General features: G+C 48.8%; 19 protein-coding genes. 6 read left to right on the forward strand and 13 right to left on the reverse strand.

Going from position 1 to position 18,185, the window contains the following annotated elements:
• Window positions 1–138: 138 nt before the first annotated feature.
• The 12 genes from MJ611_RS05315 to pdhA all read right to left on the reverse strand — a co-directional run bounded on the left by MJ611_RS05315 (window position 139) and on the right by pdhA (window position 12,264).
• Window positions 139–2,250, reverse strand: coding sequence for a peptidylprolyl isomerase (locus tag MJ611_RS05315; RefSeq protein ID WP_250428467.1), 2,112 nt, complete (start codon window positions 2,248–2,250; stop codon window positions 139–141).
• Window positions 2,251–2,324: 74 nt separating this feature from the next.
• Entirely contained in the window at window positions 2,325–3,623 is a 1,299-nt protein-coding gene (locus MJ611_RS05320; RefSeq protein ID WP_250428468.1) for a hemolysin family protein, read from the reverse strand.
• A 20-nt stretch (window positions 3,624–3,643) separates the two neighbouring features.
• Window positions 3,644–3,817 carry a hypothetical protein gene (locus MJ611_RS05325; RefSeq protein ID WP_250428469.1) on the reverse strand — a complete coding sequence of 58 codons (174 nt, stop codon included), beginning with the start codon at window positions 3,815–3,817 and terminating at the stop codon, window positions 3,644–3,646.
• On the reverse strand, window positions 3,814–4,353 hold the full coding sequence (gene lptC / locus MJ611_RS05330; protein WP_250428470.1) for an LPS export ABC transporter periplasmic protein LptC: 540 nt from the start codon (window positions 4,351–4,353) through the stop codon (window positions 3,814–3,816). The genes MJ611_RS05325 and lptC overlap by 4 nt, the downstream gene beginning before the upstream one ends.
• Before the next feature lie 157 nt (window positions 4,354–4,510).
• Complete coding sequence (locus tag MJ611_RS05335; protein ID WP_250428471.1) at window positions 4,511–5,803, reverse strand: hypothetical protein; 1,293 nt, start codon at window positions 5,801–5,803, stop codon at window positions 4,511–4,513.
• Window positions 5,796–6,515, reverse strand: a complete 720-nt coding sequence (locus MJ611_RS05340; RefSeq protein WP_250428472.1) for a type III pantothenate kinase — start codon at window positions 6,513–6,515, stop codon at window positions 5,796–5,798. Before MJ611_RS05340 ends, MJ611_RS05335 begins: the two co-directional genes overlap by 8 nt.
• A gap of 6 nt (window positions 6,516–6,521) precedes the next feature.
• Window positions 6,522–8,243 (reverse strand): pseudouridine synthase, encoded by a 1,722-nt coding sequence (locus MJ611_RS05345; protein ID WP_250428473.1) that lies wholly within the window; start codon window positions 8,241–8,243, stop codon window positions 6,522–6,524.
• A gap of 105 nt (window positions 8,244–8,348) precedes the next feature.
• On the reverse strand, window positions 8,349–8,909 hold the full coding sequence (scpB, locus tag MJ611_RS05350; protein WP_250428474.1) for an SMC-Scp complex subunit ScpB: 561 nt from the start codon (window positions 8,907–8,909) through the stop codon (window positions 8,349–8,351).
• Window positions 8,910–8,922: 13 nt separating this feature from the next.
• Window positions 8,923–9,312, reverse strand: a complete 390-nt coding sequence (locus MJ611_RS05355) for a TraR/DksA family transcriptional regulator (RefSeq protein WP_250428475.1) — start codon at window positions 9,310–9,312, stop codon at window positions 8,923–8,925.
• Between the two features lie 436 nt (window positions 9,313–9,748).
• Window positions 9,749–10,225, reverse strand: coding sequence for a 6,7-dimethyl-8-ribityllumazine synthase (ribH, locus tag MJ611_RS05360; protein ID WP_250428476.1), 477 nt, complete (start codon window positions 10,223–10,225; stop codon window positions 9,749–9,751).
• Window positions 10,226–10,383: 158 nt separating this feature from the next.
• Window positions 10,384–11,097, reverse strand: coding sequence for a tetratricopeptide repeat protein (locus MJ611_RS05365; protein WP_250428477.1), 714 nt, complete (start codon window positions 11,095–11,097; stop codon window positions 10,384–10,386).
• 120 nt (window positions 11,098–11,217) lie between these two features.
• Window positions 11,218–12,264 (reverse strand): pyruvate dehydrogenase (acetyl-transferring) E1 component subunit alpha, encoded by a 1,047-nt coding sequence (gene pdhA, locus MJ611_RS05370; RefSeq protein WP_250428478.1) that lies wholly within the window; start codon window positions 12,262–12,264, stop codon window positions 11,218–11,220.
• A 131-nt stretch (window positions 12,265–12,395) separates the two neighbouring features.
• Here pdhA and recF point away from each other — a divergent pair, with 131 nt between their 5' ends.
• The 6 genes from recF (at window position 12,396) to bla (ending at window position 17,866) form a co-directional block, all read left to right on the forward strand.
• On the forward strand, window positions 12,396–13,502 hold the full coding sequence (recF, locus tag MJ611_RS05375; RefSeq protein ID WP_250428479.1) for a DNA replication/repair protein RecF: 1,107 nt from the start codon (window positions 12,396–12,398) through the stop codon (window positions 13,500–13,502).
• Between the two features lie 24 nt (window positions 13,503–13,526).
• Window positions 13,527–13,922, forward strand: coding sequence for a hypothetical protein (locus MJ611_RS05380; protein WP_250428480.1), 396 nt, complete (start codon window positions 13,527–13,529; stop codon window positions 13,920–13,922).
• A gap of 138 nt (window positions 13,923–14,060) precedes the next feature.
• On the forward strand, window positions 14,061–14,384 hold the full coding sequence (locus MJ611_RS05385) for a DUF721 domain-containing protein (protein ID WP_250428481.1): 324 nt from the start codon (window positions 14,061–14,063) through the stop codon (window positions 14,382–14,384).
• Window positions 14,385–14,604: 220 nt separating this feature from the next.
• Window positions 14,605–15,162 (forward strand): acyl-CoA thioesterase, encoded by a 558-nt coding sequence (locus MJ611_RS05390; protein ID WP_250428482.1) that lies wholly within the window; start codon window positions 14,605–14,607, stop codon window positions 15,160–15,162.
• 578 nt (window positions 15,163–15,740) lie between these two features.
• Window positions 15,741–17,120: a M20/M25/M40 family metallo-hydrolase gene (locus MJ611_RS05395; protein WP_250428483.1), complete on the forward strand. Its 1,380-nt coding sequence runs from the start codon at window positions 15,741–15,743 to the stop codon at window positions 17,118–17,120.
• A 14-nt stretch (window positions 17,121–17,134) separates the two neighbouring features.
• Entirely contained in the window at window positions 17,135–17,866 is a 732-nt protein-coding gene (gene bla, locus MJ611_RS05400; protein ID WP_250428484.1) for a subclass B1 metallo-beta-lactamase, read from the forward strand.
• A gap of 44 nt (window positions 17,867–17,910) precedes the next feature.
• Here bla and MJ611_RS05405 read toward each other — a convergent pair whose 3' ends face one another.
• On the reverse strand, window positions 17,911–18,177 hold the full coding sequence (locus MJ611_RS05405) for a hypothetical protein (protein ID WP_250428485.1): 267 nt from the start codon (window positions 18,175–18,177) through the stop codon (window positions 17,911–17,913).
• Between the last annotated feature and the right edge of the window lie 8 nt (window positions 18,178–18,185).

Raw genomic sequence — 18,185 nt, forward strand, 5'->3', positions numbered from 1 at the left:
CGAAGTACTGGCGAAAGTTGATACTTGTTTTATTTACAAAGTATAAATATAACCTTTTATGTTTGCAAGTGGCCATAAACGACAAGAGCCGCTTCTCTCGGAGCGGCTCTTGTCGTTTATACTTTATACATTACGTGATTAGAAGAACTTCACGCGGTTGTCTGTTATGTTCGCTTTCTCTTTGATGGCTTCGAAAGCGTTAGACTGGGCACGGGTAGTGCGTGCAGTGCTCAGCTGTTGTTTTACTGCAGCCAGGTCTTTTGTTTCAGGGGCTTTGTTCAGTTGTACCAGTTCAAGCATAACTACACCGCCCTGGCCTTCGAAAGCGCCTGTGCGGCCGCCTGGCTTCAGACCAAAGGCTTTGCCAACAGCTACCGGCTCAACGCCAACGCCTGCTATGATACCAGATCCGAAAGATGTATTATCTGCAGTTCTGATCAGCGCATCAGGGCCATACTTGGCAGCGATCTCGTCGAGCGAGCCTTTTGCGTTCTCAAGTTTGGCAATAATCTGCTTTGCTTTCACTTCGTTGCGAACAGCGGCAGTCAGTTCTTCCTTGATGTCTTCTACTTTGGCATAGCCTTTTTCACGGCTGCCGGTAAGCGTTGCCACCACAAACTGATCTTCGATCTCGAATACAGGGGATACGTCGCCTATTTCAGTATCTTTAGAATAAGCCCAACGCACCAGTTCGCGTGCATTGTTCAGGTTGTTTACCAGGATGTTGTTTTTACCGATGTTGGCAGCTTCCTCTTTGGCCAGCGATTTGTTCTTTGCAACATTTGATCTGAACTCTTCTAAGCTACCGCTTGTACCAGAAAGCTCATCAGCAACAGCATAAGCGGCATCGCGGGTTGTTTCGCTAGCTTCGATGTTACGCTGCACGGCTGCAATCTTATAGGTTTGCTTTGTTTTAGGAGCTGTGATCTTGATGATGTGGTAACCATACTCTGTTTCTACAGGGTTAGGCAGCAGGCCTACTGAAGATGCTCCGAATACAGCTTTCTCGAAAGCAGGCACCATTTTGCCCTCTGAGAAGTATCCCAGGTCACCACCTACAGAGGCAGTACCATCGGTACCGTACTGGGCAGCCATCTGAGCGAAATCAGCACCTTTTTTAATCTGTGCCAGTACGTCGTTCGCTTTTGCCAGTGCAGCAGCTTTTGCTTCCGGTGTATCGTTTTCCGGCTTGATCAGGATGTGGCTTGCTCTTACTGTGCTGGCAGCACCTTCTTTCGCGTCAACTACCTTAAAAACTGACAGAGTCTGGCCCTGAGTAAACGGTCCGTATACTTTGCCCTTCTCGAGCGGCAGGCTGTTGCGCAGCTGCTCCGGCAACTCTCCGGCTGTCAGGTATGTACCGTTAAAAGGTACATCAGAGTTTGTGTTAACAAAGGCAGAGTCGTTGGTAGCCTGGGCAAACTGCTGCGTCAGCGTTTTTACTTCCTGCTCAATGTATGTTTTGTCTTCGGTTGAAGCGCTTACCGGTATGGTTACATACTCGATGGAACGGCCTTCCTCTACCTTATAAAGTTCTTTGTTGCGGTTGTAGTAGTCTTTTAGCTGGTCGTCGGTTACCTTAACCGCAGAGTCTGCTATGCTGAAGTAAGGCACGTACAACAGCTTCAGGTTTGCTGACGCATTCTGGGCGTTGTAATAGTCTTTTGCTTCTGCGTTGGTAACGTACACCGACTTGGCAAGCAGGTTAGCATATTTTGCCTGTAATCTGTCGGCAAAAAGGCTCTGCTCAAAGTTTGTCCACATTGGGCGCGCCTCCGGGCCCATCTGGTCCAGGTTCTGCAGGTACTGCACTACCTGGTTGCGGTCAAACTCACCTGTTTGTGGGTTGGTGAAAGCCTGCTTTACGGAAGGGTGAATGTTGTTACCCTGTACCATGTCTGCCAGTTCTTCCTCTGTTACCTCCAGCCCAAGGCGATCGTATTCTTTTTGTAAGGCAATCTTAAAGATCAGTTGGTTCCAGGCCTGCTCACGTACCATCGCCAGCTCGCCTTCGTTGGCTGCACGGCCAATCTGGCCCTCGTAATTGGCCTTTACCTGCTGGAATATCGCATCAAATTCCTGGTAATCCACTTCCTCGCCGGCTATTTCGCCAACTATGGTGGCATCGTTCCCAAATAATTTTGAGTTACCGCCAACCAAGTCGCCTCCAACTATAAATAAACCAAGTCCTGCGGCGATAAGGCCAACAGCCCATCCAGACTTTTCTCTAATCTTGTTAATTAATGCCATTTGTTATACAACTTAAAAAGGATGTGCAAAATAAGGTTAATCGCGCTAATATTCAAAATTTTGTCTAATTCTGTTTAAAAAGCAGTATCTTCTTGAGAATCTGTGTTTTTAACAAGCTTCACAGCATTGATCCGGTTATCGTCCATCGACAGGACTGTGATCCTGAAAGGCGGCACTTCAATCACCTCACCAGGGGAAGGGATTTCGCCCAGCACCGAAAAGATGAACCCGCCGAGTGTTTCGTAATCGCCTTCCGGCAGATCAAGCTCATACTTCTCGTTCAGGTAATCGATCTCGTGGCGGGCACTCAGCAGGTACATGCTCCTATCGGGTGCCACCTGCTCCAATAGTGCGTCGTGGTCATACTCGTCCTGTATCTCCCCGAAAATCTCCTCGATTACATCTTCCACGGTCACAATGCCTGCCGTACCTCCGAATTCGTCCAGCACCACAGCTACCGACCGGTGCTCGGCCACGAAGCGTACAAAGAGCTCACTGGCCAGCATACTTTCCGGCACCATACTTACCGGCGACAGTGCTTCTGAAATGCTTTTAGGCTGCCTGAACATGGCCAATTGGTGGCAGTAACCGACAATGTTGTCAATTGTGCCTTTGTACACCAGGATCTTGGAGTGTCCTGTCTGTACAAATGCCTGCCGGAGAGTGGCAATGCTGTCTTCCAGTTCCACAGCCTCAATCTCGGTACGCGGCACCATACATTCCCGCACTTTTACTGTCCGGAACTCAAGGGCATTGTGGAAGATCTGCTCATCTACTTCCGGTGCCTGTTCCGCTACCGGGTGGTAGAGCCTGTTTTTGATGTAGGCGTTGAGGTTCGTGAGGCCAAATACCGGCTTATCTTCTGAAAACTCAACGTTAAAAACACGTTCTGCCATCCATTTGCTCATCGCCACGATCAGGAACACGACCGGGTAAAGCAGGTAATGAAACAACATGATCGGGATGGCCAGCACCTGCAGCATGCGGTTTGGGTTAACCACAAACAGGCTGCGCGGCAGGAACTCGGCCGTGAGCAACACAACTACCGAGGCAATGATGATCTGAAGTATAAGGATAAGCGGACTGAGCTGCAACGGTGCAGGTAAGTATAGCTCCAGCAAGGTGTGGAGCACAGCGGCTATTGCAAAGCCATACAACACAAGCGCCAGTACGTTGCCGATCAGGGCAGTTCCCATCAGGTGCGACGGGCGCTGCAACAGGTGCCACAGAATACGGTCAGATAACTGGCCGTTCTTCTCGTTTAGCTCTATCTGGATCTTGTTGGCTGCCATCAGAGCGATCTCGATGCCTGCAAAAAAGGCAGCGAACAGCAGCGCAACTACAAGTATAATAATCTGACTGGGGTCTATCATGTAATGCTACAAAAGAAACATCAGGCGCTGTTTTTCTTTTTCCGGTGACGGTAAATAATAAAAAGCACGAAAGACACCATAAAGATCCAGTAATTACCGGCAATATCGGCCTCCTCAATGCTTCTGTGAATACCAATTACAATCACCACAAACGCCAATGAAAGTAAAATGGTGTTAATCAGGTTTTGGTTCATTCTTCTTTCAGGTTAATGATGCCGGTAGGTTTCAGGATCCTGTATTGCGAAAAATCCTGGTTGGCCCGCAGACCCTGGCCCATCAGCACTTCTTCTGCCGTGGTGATCTTGACAAATTTATCTGTATAGATCTCCGCTTTTCTCTTATTCCAATAGAGCTCTTCGGTCTCCAGCTTTTCTTTTTTCGTCAGGTTCTCCACCACTACGTTGCCTCGTACCAGGTACAGGTCTTTGTCGCGCTGCTGCTTGCCATAGTTGGCTTTCAGAGTAGACGAAACGGGGCCCGGCTTCTCATAGAACTCCACAAAGAGCCCTTTCGGAAAAACGCCGTCTCCGTTTTCAAACTCCTGCTGCACCGGCGCCTGTAGTTTTATGACTAGCTTGGCCGAGTCGCTGAAGAGTGTGATCACGTTGTTGTTCTCGATCAGCGGCCCGCTATACTTCTTGTCTTTATCTGGGTCTTTCAGGTCTTCGTTGCAGGCAGTGCCTAAAACGACTACAGCAACCATTATACCCCACATCCATGCTTTAAGCATTGGTTCCGGTCGTTGATTTATAGGTGAAGTTAATAATTATATCTGTTCCGTGCACCTTTTCACCTCAGCCCACTTGTTGTGGTGCCTGGCCGGTACATAAAAAAGGCCGCTACAAAAACGGCCTCTTCCCAGATAATGCTTTTTAAACCAGAATGGTTTATTCTATCCTGCGTTTCATGAACCAGCGGCTGTTGACTGTAATGCCGGCACTGAACTGGAGGTAGTTCTCTGCTATCAGGCCATTGCCGGTCTCGCCACGGCGGCCCACTGCAAATGCTGTGTTAAACTGGTAAAGATCGGAGAAAGACTGGCGACCCATTGGAAACGTGAAGCCCATTGTCACGGCTTTATCTTTGATCTGTACTCCGTTTACCTTGTAAGGTGTGTTGGTATACGTAAGGCCGCCACGGTACGTAATTCGCTTGAAGTAACTGTCGATGGCGTTGGCGTTAGGCGTATACTCTGCACCAAGCCCTATTCTGTAACTATCTGCCAGCTCCTGCTCTCCATCTATATTTCTGTATGCAGACCACTTCTGAGAATAAAACTCTGCCCCTACCGTCAGATTAGAGCCATTGTCGAGGCTGAGGCCTGCCCGCAGGCTGGAAGGCACTGTAACATACTTACTCAGGGTATCCGGCATTATGTTTTCTTCTCTTACCTCGTCATATATGGTTCTTCGCTCATAAGAGGTAACGCGTTTAGCACCAAGGTCTACCGGCAAAGTATACACGGCTCCTGCGCTCAGGAACAGCTTTTCATTCAGCTCTTGTCTGTAGTTTGCCCCTGCTCTGAGCAGCAGGTCGTTGTAGCGGATCCGCTCGCTCTGGATCACCAGGTCCTGAATCGGGTCAACCAGTGTTGTATCCTCTATCATGGAAGACGATTCTTTGGTAATGGTGCCGAAAATGTAAGAACCGCTTACTCCCAGCGTCAGGCCTTTCGCGATTTTAACGCCATGGCCAAAGTATACTTCCGAAAGGCCTCCATCGCCTTCATAATAACTTCTGCTGGTTGCATCGGGCTTGCTCTCCAACGTCTCCGAGGCAACAATCTGATAATCTACTGAGCTGTAAGGACGCAGACTGACAGCAGTGCTCCAGCGCTTGGTAACAGGCAAGCCCAATGTGATGTATGCTAGGTTTGCATTACCATCCAGCTGCGATTTCTCTCCGTCCTTCAGGCTTTTAAACTGCCCTGCAACCCCCATGTCGAACACGGTGGTGCTGTTGTAGAAAAGCAGTGCAGGGTTAGCCGTATTGGCTTGCAGGCTGTTGCCGGCACTTACACCAATGCCTCCCATGCCAAGGTTACGGATGGTGCCAAGATTATAATTGAGTTCTCCCAGGCCGTAGCGGGAATAAGGGGTGTTGCCTATATTTTGCGCCTGCACAGCCTGCGAAAGGCATAGCACGGCAGCACAAATCAGTACACGGAGCGTTTTATACATTATATGTCAATATTCTATAAAGGCCAATCAAGACCAGTTCAGGAATTACAAAGATGGGTTGTTTTAACTTACTTTCAAAAAATCCTGCGTCGCCTCCGCAAAGTATAACCACAAGATTGCCTGCTTTTTGAGTATGAGCAGAAATAATTCCTTCTATTTCGGCGATGGTGCCTGCCTGTACTCCACTCTGAATGGACTCCTGTGTGGACTGCCCGGTTAGCGGAAAGGCATTATTTACCCGCTGAATTAACGGCAGGCGCCCGGTAAAAGTATGGAGCGCTTTAAATTTCATGTCCAGACCCGGCGAAATGCCGCCCCCATGATACCTACCGCTGCTGTCGAGGAAGTCGTAGGTGATGCAGGTGCCAGCGTCTATTACGAGGCAGTTGCGTCCTTCAAAAAAATAAGCCGCTCCTGCTACACCTGCTTTCCTGTCGGCGCCCAGTGTTTCAGGCGTTTTGTAAAGGCTTGTAAACGGCAAGGCTGTCTGTGCCGAGAGCTTTATAAAGTTCCCTGACACAGCCAGCCTTTCCTTTATGGTATGTGCATTTCCTGCCACCGAGGACACTATGGCATGATCGAAGGTCTGGTTCAGCAGCGCTTGCGGCAGCTTCTCCCGATCTTCAAAGTAAGCCTGTTTTACCAGTATGCCTCTTTCAAAGATGCCATACTTACTGCCCGTGTTTCCTATGTCGATGGCAACGCTCTGCATGTGCTCTTACATGAAGTACTTCAGACGGATCACTTCTTTTTCAGAAAGATAGCGCCAGTTGCCGCGTGGCAGGTCCTTTTTGGTCAGGCCGGCATACTGCACTCGGTCCAGTGATACCACGTCGTAACCCAGGTGTTCGAAAATACGGCGCACAATGCGGTTACGGCCAATATGGATCTCAATGCCCAGGAACCGGTTGGAGTCCCCGATGATGGCCAAGTCGTCTACCTCTGCTTTACCATCTTCCAATTCCAGGCCTTCAACAATCTTTCTGAAGTCTTCTTTGGTGATCGGCTTGTCCAGCTCCACCTGGTAGATCTTGCGGATGTTGTTGGAAGGGTGCGTCAGTTTATGCGCTACCTCGCCATCGTTTGTGAACAGCAGCAGACCTGTGGTGTTGCGATCCAGGCGGCCAACAGGGAAAATGCGCTCCGTAGATGCCTTATCTACCAGCTCCATCACCGTTTTTCTGCCTTCCGGATCTTCTGTAGTGGTGATAAAATCTTTTGGCTTGTTCAGCAGCACGTACACCATCTTTTCGCGGCTCAGCACCTGCTTGCCATACTGTACCGTATCGCCTGGCTGTACTTTATACCCCATCTCTGTGATCACCTCGCCGTTTACTTTTATCTCGCCTGCCTCAATCAGTGTATCGGCTTCGCGGCGCGAACAAACACCGGCATTGGCGATGTAGCGGTTCAGACGGATCGTTCCATCTTCCTCCTCTTTGCGGTTGGTTTTCTTGATGCGTGGGTTATCCTTGTAACGGCTCAGGTTATAGTCCGGCGTTTCCGGTTTATCCTCTCTGTCGCTGTTGTAGCGCTTGCCGCGTTCAGCTGCATTACGGCCCAGGCGCGGGTTACGCTCAAATGGCTTCTTATCGCTGTTGAAGCTACGTTTCTCTCCTGAAAAAGGCTTGTCTTCGCGTTCTTCACGGTTAAAGCCGCGGTTATCGCGTCTGTCGCCTCTATCGTTACGATCTTTTTTGAAGTCGGAGTTGAACGAGCGGCGCTCGCCTCTTTCGCCTCCCTCTCTGCGGTCAGCGCCATACTTGCGGCCTTCGCCTTCGCGGTTGCCTTCGTAACGGTTTGGACGGTCGCTGTTGTAAGAGCGTCTTTCGCCGCCTTCGCGGTTACCGCCAAACGAACGGCCTTCTCTTTCGCCTCTTCCAAAAGATTTTCTTTCCCCGCCTTCACGACGGTCTGAGTTGAAGGAACGTCTTTCGCCTCCCTCTCTTCTGTCGGAGTTAAAAGAACGCCGCTCGCCACCTTCTCTTCTGTCAGAATTGAACGAGCGTCTTTCGCCTCCTTCATTTCTATCACCGTTAAAAGAGCGTCTTTCTCCGCCCTCTCTACGGTCATTACCGTAAGATCTGCGTTCGCCGCTGTCTTCTCTTCTGTTGTTTGAGCCGTAGCGGCCGCCTTCGCGTTTGTCAGAGCCGAAGCTGCGTTTTTCACCACCTTCGCGGCGGTCGCCACCAAAGCTGCGTCGTTCGCCTCCCTCACGACGGTCGCCAAACGTTTTTCGGGCACCGCCTTCTCTTCTGTCAGCACCAAACGAGCGGCCTTCTCTGCCTTCGCGGTTATCTGATCTGTCTGCTTTATCTCTTCTGTTGAAAATTTTCTTTTCTTCGCGGTCACCAGATGGCCGTCCGAAAGTTCTTCTTTCGGAGCCTCTTTTATCTTCGCCGCTATCGTCGCGGTCAGGTCGTTCGTAATTTCTTGCCATTGTATAAATAATTGCGGTGCAGTATCGCTACTGTACCTTTGTGTGCAGTAATAAAATTGGAGGTATGTCAGTATACCTATAAGTATAAAAGACTGGTCTGTAATACTAATCAGCTACTTCGCCGATCATATTCTCTTCAGATGCAAAGTCTTTCAGCTGTGGGAGGTCTTTGATGTGGTTGATGCCGAAATAATCCATGAACTTCTGCGACGTGCCGTACAGTACGGGTCTTCCTATGGTTTCGGCCTTCCCTTTTATTTCAATGAGTTCTTTCTCTAAAAGTTTATGGATGGCGTAGTCGCAACCCACACCGCGTATCTGCTCTACTGCCGACCTTGTAATTGGCTGCTTGTAGGCAATAATTGCCAGCGTCTCCAGAGAAGACGCTGACAACTTTTTCTTTGATTTATGTTTCAGGTATACACTTACCGTATCCTGGTACTCCGGCTTTGTCAGGAACTGGTACCCACCCCCGATGGCATAGATCTGGAAGGCAAAGCCTGTTTCTGTCAGTTGCTCGTTTATTGCTTCAATGCTTTCCAGCACGTCGCTCACCAGCACTTCCATTCCGAGCGACTCGGTAAGGCAGCGCTGTATCTCCTCGATGCTTATTGGCGACTGGGCACAGAATACGAGTGCCTGAATATGGTTCTGCAGGATATTCAAGTGTAAAAGGGAACTAGTCGTTGCGCTGAAGTTTAGCTTCGATTGTGTGCTGTGTATGAGGCACGGCACGCAGTCTTTCCTTAGGGATAAGCTTACCTGTTACGATACAAACGCCGTAAGTGCCGTTTTTAATACGGATCAGGGCATTTTCAAGCTGCTGGATAAACTTCATCTGGCGGGAGGCCAGCTGGTTTAGGCTTTCTTTCTCAGCAGTATCTGCACCATCTTCCAACACTTTTGTAGGAGAAGCTGTGTTATCAGTTCCTGAATCGTTTCTGCGGCTCAGGGTTTCTTTGATAAAAGCTACTTCCTTACGGGCATTCGTCAGTTTTTCCAGGATGATATTCTCAAATTCTGCCAGTTCCTCTCTGGAATAACGCTGTTTTTCTTCGTTTGTGTTCATTCTATTGTTTTAGAACTATATTTCCGTTTTATCTTAGCTTTAGATAAACTAACCTTTGCACTTCTACACAGTTCGTTTGCCGCCATAACAACAACAATCGCGCTTTAGTTTATTTACTGCCAACTATGCTACTCCAATGCAACTATCGTGCTATATAGTAGCATTTTAGCTAAATTTCGTGCAAAAATAAGACTAATCATTTTAATAAGCTATGCCGGATGCAAAATTAATAATTACATCATCTTAAGTAACTTACCAGTTTCTGATCAAATTACCTCCCTTTTGGGAGTTACTTTGTCCGGTATAGCCGTTATACTATGCATTAGAAATATATAACTGTTTCGCTATATTTAACAAGTATAAACGATAAATAAAAAGAGGCGTCTAGGTATGGCGCCTCTTTTTATTTATCGTTTGCTGTATTTTATACTTTGTTTTAGAAGCTGAGCATGTGAATGACTGCAGCAGCAGCCTCTACACCTTTATTGCCGTGTTTACCACCAGCCCTGTCAAGCGCCTGCTCCAGGTTGTTGGTGGTCACCAGGCCGAAGGAAACAGGCTTGTTATACTTTAGCGATACAGTGGTGAGGCCCTGTGCAACGGCATGGTTGATGTAATCATCGTGCTTGGTATCGCCTTTGATTACTACGCCGATGCAAATTACGGCATCAATTTCTTCCTGCTGCGCCAGGAACTGCGCGCCCAGCGTCAGCTCAAAGCTGCCGGGTACGGTATTGCGGTAGATGTTCTCTTTCTGCGCTCCGTGCTTCAGCAGTGTTTCGATGGCGCCGTTGCTGAGGGCATCGGTTATCTCGGTGTGCCATTCGGCTACTACAATACCGAATTTCTTTTCTGAGATATCTGTAAAACGCTCGTTGCTGTATTCGTTCAGATTCTTTAATGCTGTAGCCATAGGTCGTTATTCGATAATCGTTTTTTATGTTTCGTATAGCATAGATAGCGAAGCCTCTTTACTGTACAAGTTTGGCAAAATACCAATAAAAAAGCGCTCCTGCCGGTGTGACAAAAGCGCTTAGTACTTTATACGTTAGGCATACGCCTTTTTATATGTTAGTTGCTGCCACCAGCCAGCATTTCGGCTCGAGCCTTATACTTTTTAGCGTCTGCTACTTCAGCTGAAGCTACGAAATCCTTTATGATTTTGTCGTATACTTCTGCGGCAGCTTTAAAGTCGTTGCCAGCTTCGTAAGCGATACCTGCTTTCATCAGGTATTGTGGTGAGAAGTACTGGTTTGCATTATGATCCGCTGCTTTTTTGTACATATCGGCAGCTTCTTTGTTTTTACCCTGCTCCAGCAGCGCATCTCCAACCAAACTATAGGCGCGGGCCTGCATCAGGAAATCGTCTGATTTAAAATCCTCCAGGTGATCCTGTGCTTCAGCAAATTTGCCTTCTTTCAGCAACGCCACACCGGCATAGAAATTGGCCAGGTTACCGGCGTCTGTTCCGCTGTAGTCATCGGCAATTTTAAGCAGGCCGTCGTACTGACCGTCACCGTTCAAGGCCTTGCTCATTGAGTCGGCCTCAAAGTAATAAACAGCCTGGAACAAAGCATCCTGTGCCTCCTGGTTCTGAGTGGTGCGGTAATTGTAATACAGAAAACCACCTACAATAAGAGCGGCAATCGCGGCAAACACACCGAGTAGCTTTGATTTGTTCTTTTTAACGAAATCCTCCGACTGCGCCAGGCGCTCTGCCAGCACATCCGGATTCTCTACGATCTCCTCAAACTCGCTGTGCTTTTTTACTGTTTCTTTTGCCATTAGATTGGTTGAATAATAAATTCAAAAATAGGAATTAAAAATCAATTTGTGCTACTACAGCCAAGTGCAGAACAACAAATTTATAATTTTTAATTCCTATTCGTCAATAGTTTATAATAATTAATCCATTATGTATGGGTAGTCCTTCTCTACGTAGATGTCGGTGTACAGCTCAGAAGGATCCGGATACGGAGACTCTTCTGCAAACTTCACAGACTCAGCTACCTGCTGCTTCACTTGCTCATCGATCTGGTCCAGCTCTTCTTCTGTTGCCCAGCCGTTCTTAAGTATGGTTGCCTTTACAGCCTCTATGGTGTCGCGGCCTTTGTAGTCTTCCAGCTCCTCTTTGGTTCTGTACTTGGCAGGGTCCGACATGGAGTGGCCTTTGTAGCGGTAAGTTCTGAACTCAAGCAGGGTTGGTCCTTCACCGGCCCGGGCACGCTCGGCAGCTCTTGCTACGGCTTCGTGCACGTTCTCTACGCTCATGGCCTCTACCGGCTCAGATGGCATGTCGTAAGACAGGCCCAGCTTGTACAGCTCCGTTACGTTGGAAGTACGCGTTACCGAAGTACCCATCGCATAACCGTTGTTCTCGATCACAAAGATCACAGGCAGCTTCCAGGTCATGGCCATGTTCAGCGCCTCGTGGAAAGCACCCTGACGTACGGCACCATCGCCCATGTAGCAGATGCACAGGTTGCCAGTGTTGTTATACTTCTCGGCAAAGGCAACGCCTGCACCAAGTGGCACCTGACCACCTACGATACCGTGGCCACCCATGAAGTTAACTTCTTTATCGAACATGTGCATAGAGCCGCCTTTGCCTTTAGAGCAACCGGTAACTTTTGCAAACATCTCAGCCATGATCGCGTTCGGGCTGGTGCCCAGCGCCAGCGGGTGCGCGTGATCACGGTAAGCGGTAATCCATTTATCGTCTTTTGTAAGGGCACTAACAGCACCAGCTACGCAAGCCTCCTGACCGATGTACAGGTGGCAGAAACCTTTGATCTTCTGCTGGCCATACAACTGACCGGTTTTCTCCTCAAAGCGGCGGATGAGCTTCATCGACTCAAACCACCTCATGTAAGTCTCCTTTGAAAACTTTGGTTCAGCTTGTACCTTTGCCTTCGCCGGCTTCGCTTTTGCCTTTTCTTTCGTATCAGCCATGGTAAATGTAAATTCGTTTGTATTAACCGTGAAGCGCTCTCAGCCACATCAGTAGCTAAAAACGGCGGCAAAACAGCCGCTTACGGGTTCAGCTTGCGAAATTAAGGAAAAAGAAATCAAAGAAGAAACTAATGGTACTCGAAAATCTCAGTCTGCTCTTTTTCAAGAACTACGACGAAGCAGCCGTTAGTTTCTCTCCGCACATCAATTGCTTTATCGGCGACAACGGCAGCGGCAAAACTAACCTGCTCGATGCCATCCATTACCTCTCCATGACCCGGAGCGCCTTTAACAGCTCCGACGCCCAGAACATCAAGCAGGGCGAGGATTATTTTATGGTGAGAGGTACCTTTACCATTGAAGGTGAAAAGCACACGGTCATTTGCAGCCTGAAAGCCGGGCAGAAAAAGACGGTAACGCACAACAAGGTAGTGTATGAGAAAATGAGCGACCACATCGGCCGTTTCCCGGTGGTGCTGATCTCGCCTTACGATACTGATTTGATCCGCGAAGGCAGCGAGGAGCGCCGCAAGTATTTCGACAGCCTCATCTCGCAACTCGACCACACGTACCTGGAGCAGCTTATCCAGTACAACTACATTCTGAAACAGCGCAACTCGCTGCTTAAACAGTTTGCCGAGCGCCACTACTTCGACCGCGATTACCTGCACATTCTCAATGAGCAACTGGTGCCGCTGGGGGCTCAGCTGGCGCAGGAGCGTGAGAAGTTTCTGGAGCTGTTTGTGCCTGTTTTTCAGAAGCACTACCGCCATATTTCCGACAGCCACGAAGAGGTAACGCTTACCTACAAAAGCCAGTTGCCGGGGGCTGATTTTACCCAACTGCTGCTACAGGCCGAGCGCAAGGACCTGGCGCTGCAGCGCACTACGGTAGGGCCGCACAAAGACGACTTCGTGTTCCTGATGGATGGCAACCCCGTGAAGCACTTTGGCTCGCAGGGGCAACAGAAAAGCTATGTGATAGCCCTGAAGCTGGCGCACTTCGAGGTGATGGCCGAACGGCAGCACCACAAGCCCCTGCTCCTGCTCGACGATATTTTCGACCGCCTCGACGAGAAGCGCATCACCAAGCTTATGCAAATGGTAGCCGCCCATACTTTCGGGCAGATCTTTTTAACTGATACTCATTTAGAAAGGACAGATAAAATTCTGGAAGGCCTCTCCGAAAGTATCCGTAGATTTGAGGTGAAAGAGGGGGAGGTAAGATTGATTGGGTAGGTGTAGTTAATTTGAGCAATACTTATGAACCAGGTTACTATACCTTACCATCTTTTCATACCTTCTATAATTAGCATACTCCTGATAACACTTATACTGAGGAAAAGAAAGGAGTTATTTAGAACACATAGCTCCAGGCATATCTGGATCTCAGCTATTTTGTTCTTGGCTGTTTATGCACTGACCGTTGGCAATGCAGCATGTTCGGATATATACTATCAAAGAGAACTGAACAGGTATGATTTGAATGGTGACGGACTCTTTGGAGGAGAAGAAATAACAGCAGCACAGAAAACGGCTATGCAGCAATTGGTTAGTGATACAGGCAGGAATTTATCTGTATTTACTGGATTAATCTTTTCTGCGATGTTGGCTATACCTGTCTACATATTATTAAAAATCAGAGCTAAAATAGCTTGATGAGAAATCCAGCTGTCTTTTGTTTCTGAATCAGACGATGTCCTATAAATAATCACGGCAAGCATACTTATTTAGCAGTTCGGGCTTATTTTTGTATTCACTCATTCACTCAACCACTCATTCAAAAATTCCCCACCCGTGCGCTACTATAAAAAGAAAGAGGAGATTGACAGGCGCAAAGCCGATGTGCAGCCCATTGGCGAAAGTATAAAAGCGCTGATGAAGGCTTACCGTCTGCAAGGCAAACTGAACGAGGTGAACCTGGTGCAGCGCTGGGAAGAGATCATGGGCAAGCCGATTGCCATTAAAACCAAGGAGCTATACTTTAAAGATAACAAGCTTTTTGTACGCCTTACTTCTGCCCCGCTCAAGCACGAGCTCAACATGTCGAAGAGCAAGGTAGTGGAACTGCTGAACCGCGCTATTGGCGATGAAGTGGTGAAGGACGTAGTGTTTCTGTAGTCTGAATCAGGATTTGCAGGATGTGAAAAGATGAACCGGATTATCTCACAAATTTCACTGCGTCCTATAGTCCGATGATTATCTTAATGTCAACAACGACGCTCGCAGAAGCTGCACACGCTGCGAGGTCTTAAAATCCTGTCAATCCTTTAATTCTGCAAATCCTGATTCAGACAAAGAAAGTATAGCTATCGTATACTTCCCAAAGTATAAAATAGCCATGACCACACCTGCATTTCGCCCTGTTTCGTACTCCCGCACCACGCTAACAGAGCTCATGATCCCGAGCTACGCCAACTTCGGTGGCAAAATTCATGGCGGTATTTTGCTCTCCCTAATGGACAAAGTAGCCTACGCCTGTGCCGCCAAGCATGCCGGCAACTACTGCGTAACCGTAACAGTAGATGGTGTGCATTTTCTGCAGCCGGTAGAGGTAGGCGAGTTGGTATCGCTGCTAGCCTCGGTGAACTACGTAGGCAATACTTCGCTGATGGTGGGCATTAAAGTGATTGCGGAGAACGTGAAGACGGGTGTAGTTAAACACACCAACACCTCCTACTTCACGATGGTGGCTAAAGGCGAAGACGACAAACCCACTCAGGTGCCGGGCCTGACCCTGGAAAGCCAGGAAGACGCCCGCCGCTTCCTAGAAGCCATTAAACGGCGCGAGCTCTCGCAGCGCTATCAGTCAGAATTTATTGCTGCCAAGAACGTGCTGGCTGTAGAGCAGGAACTACACCTTCTGGAAGGAGAGCGATGCAGGCTTTCGTTTACCTGATTGCTAAAGTATAAACTCGCCCCTCTCCCAAGAGGGGAATTTCTGTTATAGCTATACTTCGAAGTATAAGTATTAATGGTAGAAGTATAAAACACCTCCCTGCCCTCCTCAAGGAGGGAATCCTGATTTTGTTTCCTTATCTGTTCCAGTTGCATAGCCGCTCACGAAGCAGTGTCCTTTCCAGCCTTTGCGTTGAGCGCCTTCTATTGTTGCGGTGCCCGAAGGGCAGCCTGCAGCGCAGCGATGGCAGCTTCAATAGACAGCGCGAGGCGCAAAGGCGAGGCCCCGCGGCCCTGAGCGAGCCAAAATGAACTATGGAACGAGAAGCTTATAAGACTGAGGAACAGACGCAGCTACAAAGCTAAAGCTTGCTGGCTATAAAGTATAAACTTCAGCTACAAGTATAAAATTTCTCACTACCGTTCGAAATGACAGAAAAAGAAAGTATAAATTTCAGCTAAAAGCATACCTCTCCCGGTTTTAGAAGCAACAGGCATTCTATTCAAAAACAGCCTTCTTTTTTATACTTCCCAATTCCTCCTTATATTTCAACTCTAATACAAACTCACCAAGTACAAATGACTTTTAAAACAAAACTCACCCGGCTGCTGGCGCCTGTCCTGCTGGCAGGTTTCTTTTTAACGAATACAACTGCTGTTGCACAGGCACCCGCCTCTCAGGATGAGGAGATCCAGAAGATGGTACAGGAGGTATCTGCAGCGAACCTGAAGGCGCTCGTGGAGAAGATGGTTTCTTTTGAAACACGCCACTCGCTGAGTTCCACTACCAGCAAAAAAACAGGTATTGGTGCCGCCCGCGAATGGGTAAAATCAGAATTTGAGAAGTATGCCAAAACCTCCGGTGGCCGCATGACCGTGGAGATGGACCGCTACACCGTAAAAGCTGACGGCCGTCGCATACCGCAGGATGTGGAAATGGCAAACGTAATGGCAACCCTGAAAGGAACTGACCCAACCGACAACCGTGTGATCCTTGTAAGCGGCCACTTGGACTCGCGCGTAACCGACGTGATGGATGCGAAGAGCAAAGCTCCGGGCGCTAACGACGACGCTTCTGGGGTTGCTATTGTCATGGAAATGGCCCGGATTATGGCTTCACGCCAGTTCCCGGCTACACTGGTGTTTGTGGCCTTCCAGGGCGAAGAGCAAGGACTTTATGGCTCCCGTCACCTGGCAGAGCGCGTAAAGAAAGAAAACTGGAACCTGGTGGCGGTGCTGAACAACGACATCGTAGGCAACTCTTACTCGGCTGAAACCGGCCTGCACGACAATACCCGCGTGCGTGTGTTCAGCGAGGCTACACCTTCCAACGAAACAGAAGAGCAGGCCCGCCTGCGCCGTACCCTTGGCTCCGAGAACGACGGCCCTAGCCGCAACCTGGCCCGCTACATGAAAACCACCGGCGAGCAGTACGTGGATCAGCTGGAGGTAGTACTAGGTTATCGTCCGGACCGCTTCCTGCGCGGTGGCGACCACACCCCATTCAACCAGCAAGGTTATGCTGCGGTGCGCATGAGCGAGATGAACGAAGACTTTGACCACCAGCACCAGGACATCCGCAAAGAAAACGGCAAGCAGTACGGCGACTTAGTTGAGTACATGGACTTTGATTACCTGCGTAAGAACACGGCCGTGAACCTGGCTACCATGGCGAACCTGGGCCGTGCACCAATGGCTCCGGAAAAAGTTGGGGTGCTCACCGCTGACCTAACCAATAAAACAGATCTGCAGTGGGAGGCTCCAACCAAAGGCAAGAAGCCGGCCGGTTATTATGTGCTAATGCGCGAGACCAACAGCCCGGTGTGGGAGAAAAAGTTTTTTGTGAAGGATACCAAAACCACCATTGGCTATTCTAAAGACAACTACTTTTTTGCTGTACAGGCCGTAGACGCCGATGGCCATACCAGCTTGCCGGTGCTGCCGGTGCCGGTGCGCTAAGCATTCATACTTTAATGAAGCGACTATCTAACGTACTCCTTTGCCTGTTGCTCCTGTGGCCTGCCACTGCTTTGCGGGCACAGACACAGGAGCCGCAACTGCAGGTTACTAAAATAGCCTCGGATGTGTACATCCATACTACCTTTAACCGGTATAACGGCGTACTGTTTCCATCGCATGGCATGATCATCTCCTCGAAAGATGGTGTTGTACTGGTAGATACCGGCTGGGGGAACGAGCCAACCGAACAGCTGCTGGCCTGGATAAAAACCAACCTGAAACAACCGGTAAAGGCATGTGTGGCAACTCACTTCCATGAAGATAAGATGGGAGGAATTGATGCGCTACAAACCAAGGGTATTCCTTTGATGGCTTCGGAGCTCACAGCTTTACTTGCCGCCGAAAATAAGAAGGGCACACCAGATGTTACGTTTGCTTCAGATACTACTTTTAGTGTAGGCAGGCAGCTGGTGGAAGTATATTATCCGGGCGGCGGCCATACCGCCGATAACGTGGTGGTGTACCTACCAAAACAACGCATCCTTTTTGGCGGTTGCCTTGTGAAAGATGGGCAGGCAAAAAACCTGGGCAATGTTGCGGATGCAGACCTGAAGAACTGGCCAACGGCCATCGTGCGTCTGCAACACCGGTACCCCAAAGCAAAGATGGTGGTACCTAGCCATGGCCCCTGGGGAGACCAATCCCTGCTTAGCCATACTATAGAATTATTGCAAAGCAGTAAATAAAAGAGAAGGCCGGTGTATACTCACACCGGCCTTCTCTTTTATACCTAGTCTCTGTTTACCAGTTTGTTGAAGTTGCCATTCGGGTCATGAAGCAAGGCTAGTTTGTTGTGCTCAAACTCCTTAAAAAACTCATCCCAACTAATCTCTTCAAAGCTTTCGTTGCTGTCACTTTTCTTCGGAAAGTGAATGCGCAGCACACCTTCTCCTTTGCCGTCGTTCTCAGTGCCTTTAATGATCGAAGGAACCCCTCCGTGCTTTTTGGCCCACTCTTCTATTTCTTTGCGGTTTGTTGTTTTCTTAGCTTCGCTCATAGTTTTAG

The organism is Pontibacter ruber, from assembly GCF_023630205.1.
Lineage (GTDB): Bacteria > Bacteroidota > Bacteroidia > Cytophagales > Hymenobacteraceae > Pontibacter > Pontibacter ruber.

Bases quoted from the DNA above. Each gene is read 5' to 3' on its own strand.
- MJ611_RS05335 (WP_250428471.1), bottom strand. From the start codon at position 5,803: ATGTATAAAACGCTCCGTGTACTGATTTGTGCTGCCGTGCTATGCCTT.
- pdhA (WP_250428478.1), bottom strand. From the start codon at position 12,264: ATGGCTGATACGAAAGAAAAGGCAAAAGCGAAGCCGGCGAAGGCAAAG.
- MJ611_RS05325 (WP_250428469.1), bottom strand. From the start codon at position 3,817: ATGAACCAAAACCTGATTAACACCATTTTACTTTCATTGGCGTTTGTG.
- MJ611_RS05345 (WP_250428473.1), bottom strand. From the start codon at position 8,243: ATGGCAAGAAATTACGAACGACCTGACCGCGACGATAGCGGCGAAGAT.
- MJ611_RS05340 (WP_250428472.1), bottom strand. From the start codon at position 6,515: ATGCAGAGCGTTGCCATCGACATAGGAAACACGGGCAGTAAGTATGGC.
- MJ611_RS05395 (WP_250428483.1), top strand. From the start codon at position 15,741: ATGACTTTTAAAACAAAACTCACCCGGCTGCTGGCGCCTGTCCTGCTG.
- lptC (WP_250428470.1), bottom strand. From the start codon at position 4,353: ATGCTTAAAGCATGGATGTGGGGTATAATGGTTGCTGTAGTCGTTTTA.
- ribH (WP_250428476.1), bottom strand. From the start codon at position 10,225: ATGGCTACAGCATTAAAGAATCTGAACGAATACAGCAACGAGCGTTTT.
- MJ611_RS05405 (WP_250428485.1), bottom strand. From the start codon at position 18,177: ATGAGCGAAGCTAAGAAAACAACAAACCGCAAAGAAATAGAAGAGTGG.
- MJ611_RS05320 (WP_250428468.1), bottom strand. From the start codon at position 3,623: ATGATAGACCCCAGTCAGATTATTATACTTGTAGTTGCGCTGCTGTTC.
- recF (WP_250428479.1), top strand. From the start codon at position 12,396: ATGGTACTCGAAAATCTCAGTCTGCTCTTTTTCAAGAACTACGACGAA.
- MJ611_RS05390 (WP_250428482.1), top strand. From the start codon at position 14,605: ATGACCACACCTGCATTTCGCCCTGTTTCGTACTCCCGCACCACGCTA.
- MJ611_RS05355 (WP_250428475.1), bottom strand. From the start codon at position 9,312: ATGAACACAAACGAAGAAAAACAGCGTTATTCCAGAGAGGAACTGGCA.
- MJ611_RS05315 (WP_250428467.1), bottom strand. From the start codon at position 2,250: ATGGCATTAATTAACAAGATTAGAGAAAAGTCTGGATGGGCTGTTGGC.
- bla (WP_250428484.1), top strand. From the start codon at position 17,135: ATGAAGCGACTATCTAACGTACTCCTTTGCCTGTTGCTCCTGTGGCCT.
- MJ611_RS05380 (WP_250428480.1), top strand. From the start codon at position 13,527: ATGAACCAGGTTACTATACCTTACCATCTTTTCATACCTTCTATAATT.
- MJ611_RS05365 (WP_250428477.1), bottom strand. From the start codon at position 11,097: ATGGCAAAAGAAACAGTAAAAAAGCACAGCGAGTTTGAGGAGATCGTA.